Consider the following 6198-nt stretch of genomic DNA (forward strand, 5'->3'; position numbering starts at 1 on the left):
AAAAATACGAACACCGCGCCAGCGGTGGAGATATTTTTTGGGTGGGTTCGCCAATCACAAAATACCGCCACCCCTCCATTGCTTCAGCCGCCGACGAGGGATAAAAATACGTAGTGGCTTCGTTAATTCGCGTTTTATTCTTATAACTTTTTCATCGTGGCATCGCCGCCAACCCATAATGAGCGGCCGGCACGGCGTGAAGCCGCGCCCACATCTGGTCGCCCCAACTGAAATGCCACCATTCATTCGGGTGGCTGGCAAAACCGGCGTCGGCCATCAACCAATAAATCAACCGCCGATTGGCCAATGCCTCCTCGTCAGAAAACGATTCGAACAGCGCGGTTTTTCCTTCGCCGCCCGGCAACCGCCGTTCAAAATAATCGGGGTGCGCCAGCGAACTCAGGTCATCGAAAATCGACCCCATGTATAATTCCGCGCCGGTCGCCGCCACCATCAATGTCATGTCAACCGCCGCGCCGGTTTCGTGCGGCGCGGGCGACATATCGCCAGACGTCGGGGCCGCCCAATAGGCCTCGGTCTCGCGCTTCACATCGGCCTCATCAAATTGCGGGTGGCGGCGGCGCACCTCGGCCGGCATCCACACATCGTGAAAATACGCCTGCACCGCGCGCGGGCGAAAACCATCGTGCAAAAAAATCTTCAACCCCCACCCCGCCAATTTTTTATCGACCGCCAATAATTTTTCTACCACGCTTTGCCGTGAATATAAATTTTTTATCGAACCCGGCACCGACCGATAATATGGCGGGTTGTCGGCGCGGTGATAATAATTTTTTCCCAACAAACCGGCGGCCACCGCGTCAACCAATGGTTCGTTAAAATGCGGCGACGATTTATCAATCGCCTGGTCGCGATACCCCACGCGCCGCGCCCGCGCCGGCGTCAAATCGGGAATCGGTTTTTGCCGCAATGTCAAAACATCGGGGTGCATTGCAAATTGCATGGCGTTATTTTTTTAAATTATGGAGCAAGGTTTCGATATGTTCGGCGACCTGGAACGAATCATCGGCGATAAAGCGTAGGGTCGGCATGTAACGAATTTGCAATTTTTTGGCCAATGTTCTTTTAAAAAATGGCACCAATTTGTTCAGCGCGGTGACAACGGCCTTGGTTTGTTCTTGCCCAGCGGCGACAAAAAAAACCTTGGCGTTTTTTAAATCGGGCGACATCACCACCGACGAAATGGTAACCCGCAGGTTTTGCAATTGCGGATCGTGAAAAACCTCGGCCAAAAAAACCTCGGCCAGGGCGTGGCGAATAACTTCCCCCATTTGTAATTGTCTTTTGCTCAGCATGCTTCCACCATCATTATTATTGCGGCGAGTTTTGCCGCGCCGGTTTATAAACTGCGGGCGATAGTTTTTATTTCAAAACATTCAACCTTGTCGCCAACCTTGATATCTTCGAATCGTTCCAACTGCACGCCGCATTCGTAACCGACCCCGACCTCGCGCACATCTTCCTTGAAACGTTTTAATTGCCGCAATTTCCCCTCATAAATCACCACATTGTCGCGCAACAACCGCACCGACGCGCCGCGTTTTACCTGCCCCTCCTCGACCATGCAACCGGCAATCATGCCAGAGCCAGTGATTTTGAAAACCTCGCGAATGTCGAGCACGCCCAAGTAATCTTCGCGTTCCTCGGGCGCCAACAGCCCGCTCAACAAATTTTTCAAATCATCAATCGCCTGATAAATAATCGAATAATAACGAATATCAACGCTGTCGCGTTTTGCATTTTGCCGCGCGTTGGCACCGGCCCGCACATTGAACCCAATAATGATCCCGCCCGACGACGACGCCAGCGCAACATCCGATTCGGTTATCGGCCCAACCGCGGCGTGCAACACCTGCGCCTTGACTTCGGCGGTGCCCATCTTGTCGAACGCCGCCAACAAAGCCTCCAGCGAACCCTGCACGTCGGTTTTCACAATCAGCGGTAAATTTTTCTGCGCGCCCGATTTTATATTGGCAAACATCTGCTCCATGGTGCCGCGCCGCATTTTGGCCATGTCGGATTCTTTTTTCTTGCGCAAACGATAATCGGCAATCTCGCGCGCCTTTGATTCATTTTCCAACACCACCAAATCATGGCCGGCCTCCGACAGGGCTTGCAACCCCAACACCTCGGCCGGCGTGCCGGGGGTTGCGTGTTTGATTGGCTTGCCGTGGTCGTCTAACAATGCGCGCACCTTGCCGATGCTCGACCCCATGACAAAAATATCGCCGACGTTCAATGTTCCTTTTTTTACAATCACGGTGGCAACCGGCCCGCGCCCTTGCTCGATTTTTGATTCGATAACCACGCCGCGCGCCAGCGTGTTGGGGTTGGCTTTTAAATCTAAAATTTCGGCCTGCAACAAAATCGCTTCTTCCAATTTTTCTAAATTTAATTTTGATTTGGCCGACACCTCAACCGATTGCACCTCGCCGCCCAATTGTTCGACAACAATTTGCTCGCGCAATAATTCTTGGCGCACGCGGTCGGGGTCGGCGCCGGGTTTGTCGCATTTGTTAATCGCCACCACCATCGGCACGTTGGCCGCCTTGGCATGGTGAATTGCCTCGATGGTTTGCGCTTGAATGCCGTCGTCGGCCGCGACCACCAACACCACAATGTCGGTAACAATCGCGCCGCGCGCGCGCAGGGCGGTGAAGGCCTCGTGCCCGGGGGTATCAAGAAACGTTATCGCCTTGCCATTTTTTAAATGGATGAGTGCCGCGCCGATATGTTGCGTGATACCACCGGCCTCGCCCGCGGCAACATCGGTCGCGCGAAGCGCATCAAGCAACGACGTCTTGCCATGGTCGACATGGCCCATGACGGTGACAACCGGCGGGCGCGGTTTTAATAATGCCACATCCTCGGCTGGTTCATCTTTCAAGATATTTTCTACGTCCGATTCGGCAACGCGTTTGACGCTGTGCCCCAATTCATGAATAATCAATTCGGCGGTGTCGGCGTCGATAATCATTTGTTGGGTCGCCATGATTCCCATCTGCATCAATTTTTTAATCACATCCTGCAATCGCTCGCTCATGCGGTTTGCCAAATCGCCGACCATGATTGTTTCGGGCAAAATAACCTCGCGGTAAACTTTTTCTTGGGTGTCCTGCGCCATCGCCTTCATCCGGTCTTTTTGCCGCGCGCGGCGTACCGATGCCTCCGACCGCTGGCGTTCGCTATCGGCGTCGCCCAAAATTAATTTTGCTTTGTTAAAACTATTGCCGCGACGTTTTTGAAAACGATTGCTGTCGCGCCCACCGCGGCCTTTTTTGGCGGGCACGCCACCCGGCCGTTGCATTGAACCAGCGACCGATGTCATGGTCGATGGTTCGACCGCCACTTCATCGCTGATGCCGGCTTGCTTCGCGGTTTGTTCAAATTTGCGCCGCGCCTCGGCCTCGCGCCTTTTGCGGTCTTCCTCGGCGATGCGGCGGCGTTCTTCCTGGCTCTTTTTTAATTCGACTTCTTTTTGGCTTTCTTCCAATTTGCGGCTTTGTTCTTTGGCTTCTAGCCCTTTGATAAATTCTTTGTCGGTTTTACCAAAATCGTTGCTTTGCGCCGCGCGCGCCAAAATTTTTACGCGGCTGGCGCGTTCTTGGTCGGTTAGATTTTGCCGGCCTTCTTGCCGTTGTTGTTGCAACGCACCGGGCGACACCACCCGCAAATGGCCGCTGTCATCGCGCTGGAAAATTTTCTTTTTGACATCGCCGGCCCGCCCCACCTTTACCGGAGTCTTAAGACTTAATGTTTTCTTTTCTTTACTATCGTCGTTCATTTTTTTACCTTTACTGCTTAAAGAAAGACTCCTTTGTTATGGTGGTTAAGAATTATGTTGTCATGGCCAGACCCAAAAAATTGGAATAAACTTTATGATGCTTTTTCGATTAATCCCGCCATTTCGCGCGCCGTCATAATCAATTGATTGGCGGTGTCGCGTTTGATGGAGAAATCTTTCAATATGCCGTCTTTGTAACCGCATAATTCGTCGGCGTCGAGGTAAGCAAAATCCTTGATGGTTTTGATATCTTGCGCCGCGAGTTTCATAATCATGTCGCGCGACAGGCCGTCAATTTTTCTGATGTCTTTATCCACGCCGAGGGCATCGAGTTGTTGCTCGACCTCTTTTTCATGTTTGGTGAGGTAAGCTTTGCCGCGCAATTGTAATTCCTGCGCGATGTCGGCGTCGATGCCTTCGGTTTTCATCAATTCTTCGGGGTCGACCAGGGCGACTTCCTCAACCGCCTTGTAACCTTCGGTATAGAGCAAGCGCGCCAAGATGTCGTCGACGTCCAAGGCTTCTTTGAACAAATTGACAATCGCCATGGTTTGTTCTTCTTGCTGTTTGTTGAAATCCTCGGTGGTTAAAATGTCGATATCAAAACCGGTGAGGATGGACGCCAAGCGGACATTTTGCCCGCCCGAGCCGATGGCCATGCCCAATTGTTTTTCGTCGCTGTTGTCGACAATGATTTTTGCATTTTTTTCGACATCGTCAATCACGACGCGTTGCACCGCGGCGGGTGCCATGGCTTCAATCAGCAGGGCACGTTGGTCGTCGGTGTGGTGGATGATGTCGATTTTTTCGCCGAACAATTCTTTGGTAACCTGTTGGACGCGCGAACCCTTCATCCCGATGCAGGTACCGACCGGGTCGATGTTGGGGGCTTTCGACCGAACAATAATTTTCGCCCGCGAACCCGGGTCACGCGCCACGGCCATGACCTCAATCACGCCGTCATAAATTTCCGGCACTTCTTGTTTAAACAATGCTTTCATAAAATCGGGGTGGGTGCGGGAAAGGAAAATTTGCGGGCCTTTTAATTCGCGTTTCACGTCGTAAATATAGGCGCGCACCCGTTCGCCAATTTTGTGGCGTTGTTTGCGGATAATTTCGTCCTTGCGCAAGATTGCCTCGGCGCGGTTGATGTCCAGAATCAAATTGCCGTAATCTTCGCGTTTGACAGTGCCAAGGACAATTTCGCCAACCTTGTCTTTATATTCTTCATATTGGCGCAATCTTTCGGCTTCGCGGATTTTTTGCACGATAACTTGTTTAGAGGCATAGGCCGCGATGCGCCCCGAATCGACCATCGGCAATTCTTCGCTCCAAAATTCACCCAGCGCGAGGCCATGTTTTGCGCCCTCGGCCTCGGTCATTTGTTTTTCGGCAAATTCGATTTCGGCGACCACTTCCTTGTAACGTTTTAGGGTTACCTTACCCGTGGTGCGGTCCATGGTGGCGCGGATGTCTTGCCCCTTGCCGTAGTTTTCCTCGGCCGCGCGCGATAATGCCATTTCGACGGCTTGAAAAATATCCTCGCGTTCGAGTGTTTTTTCACGCGCCACGCTGTCGATAATCATTAATATATTTTCGTTAATCATTTTTTTGTCTTTCTATTCTTTGTTTTCGTCGTTCATTTTTTTTAAGGCCTCGCGCATTAATTCTTCGGTCATGACCAATTGCGCGGTGTCGATGTTGTCAAAATTTATTTCTATTTCTTCTGGTGGTTTTTGGTTGCCTGGTTTATTTTTGTCTTTAAATTTTACTTTTTTATTGCCGTTATGTTGCATGTTGGGTTCGGTGTAGGAGAGGCGCAATCGCCAATTACCATTTTCCTCCACCATTTCCTTAATAACGGCCTTTATTCTTCTACCCTTTTCTGATGATTCTTTCAAGTATAATGAGCATAGATGGCCGAGATTTTTTTGAAAGTCCTGGGGCGTGATAAGCGGCCGGTCGACACCGGGGGATGAAACCTCGAGCCGGTATCTATCGGCCATGACCTCGGCCGTGTCGAACAACACGGCTACATGGCGGCTGATGGCTTCGCAATCTTCTATCCCCATGGGTTTATCGTCCAACCGTTCGGCCATGATTTGCAATATCGGGTTGCGTTTTGCCCCCAATAATTTCACCCGCACCAGGCGGTAACCCATGTCGGCGACGGGTTGTTTAATCATATCGATAATTTTTTGTTCGAGCATGGTTTTTATTTTTGCGGCGTGGGGTAATGCATGGGGCGGCGAATGGGTTGGTAATGAATAGTTATATAAAAACGGGTAAAAAAATAGGCGGCTGATGGTTAGGTTTTCACCGCCACGCCACCCATAAATCATCTTTATTGGTATGTTTTTTCAATAGCACGAATGGCGCGGCGTTGCAAGGGG

The 6198-nt window shown here is 51.1% G+C and carries 5 protein-coding genes; all 5 read right to left on the bottom strand.

Annotation, left to right across the window (positions count from 1 at the left end):
• Positions 1–151: 151 nt before the first annotated feature.
• Positions 152–964 carry a M15 family metallopeptidase gene (locus tag QM529_07295; GenBank protein ID MDI9314459.1) on the bottom strand — a complete coding sequence of 271 codons (813 nt, stop codon included), beginning with the start codon at positions 962–964 and terminating at the stop codon, positions 152–154.
• Between the two features lie 4 nt (positions 965–968).
• Positions 969–1316, bottom strand: a complete 348-nt coding sequence (gene rbfA / locus QM529_07300) for a 30S ribosome-binding factor RbfA (GenBank protein MDI9314460.1) — start codon at positions 1314–1316, stop codon at positions 969–971.
• A gap of 44 nt (positions 1317–1360) precedes the next feature.
• Positions 1361–3805: a translation initiation factor IF-2 gene (gene infB, locus QM529_07305; protein MDI9314461.1), complete on the bottom strand. Its 2445-nt coding sequence runs from the start codon at positions 3803–3805 to the stop codon at positions 1361–1363.
• Between the two features lie 92 nt (positions 3806–3897).
• Entirely contained in the window at positions 3898–5412 is a 1515-nt protein-coding gene (nusA, locus tag QM529_07310) for a transcription termination factor NusA (GenBank protein ID MDI9314462.1), read from the bottom strand.
• Between the two features lie 12 nt (positions 5413–5424).
• Positions 5425–6147, bottom strand: coding sequence for a ribosome maturation factor RimP (gene rimP / locus QM529_07315; protein ID MDI9314463.1), 723 nt, complete (start codon positions 6145–6147; stop codon positions 5425–5427).
• Positions 6148–6198 lie beyond the last annotated feature (51 nt).

Source organism: Hydrotalea sp. (genome assembly GCA_030054115.1).
Classification (GTDB): domain Bacteria; phylum Pseudomonadota; class Alphaproteobacteria; order JASGCL01; family JASGCL01; genus JASGCL01.

Bases quoted from the DNA above. Each gene is read 5' to 3' on its own strand.
- rimP (MDI9314463.1), bottom strand. From the start codon at position 6,147: ATGATTTATGGGTGGCGTGGCGGTGAAAACCTAACCATCAGCCGCCTA.
- infB (MDI9314461.1), bottom strand. From the start codon at position 3,805: ATGAACGACGATAGTAAAGAAAAGAAAACATTAAGTCTTAAGACTCCG.
- QM529_07295 (MDI9314459.1), bottom strand. From the start codon at position 964: ATGCAATTTGCAATGCACCCCGATGTTTTGACATTGCGGCAAAAACCG.
- rbfA (MDI9314460.1), bottom strand. From the start codon at position 1,316: ATGCTGAGCAAAAGACAATTACAAATGGGGGAAGTTATTCGCCACGCC.
- nusA (MDI9314462.1), bottom strand. From the start codon at position 5,412: ATGATTAACGAAAATATATTAATGATTATCGACAGCGTGGCGCGTGAA.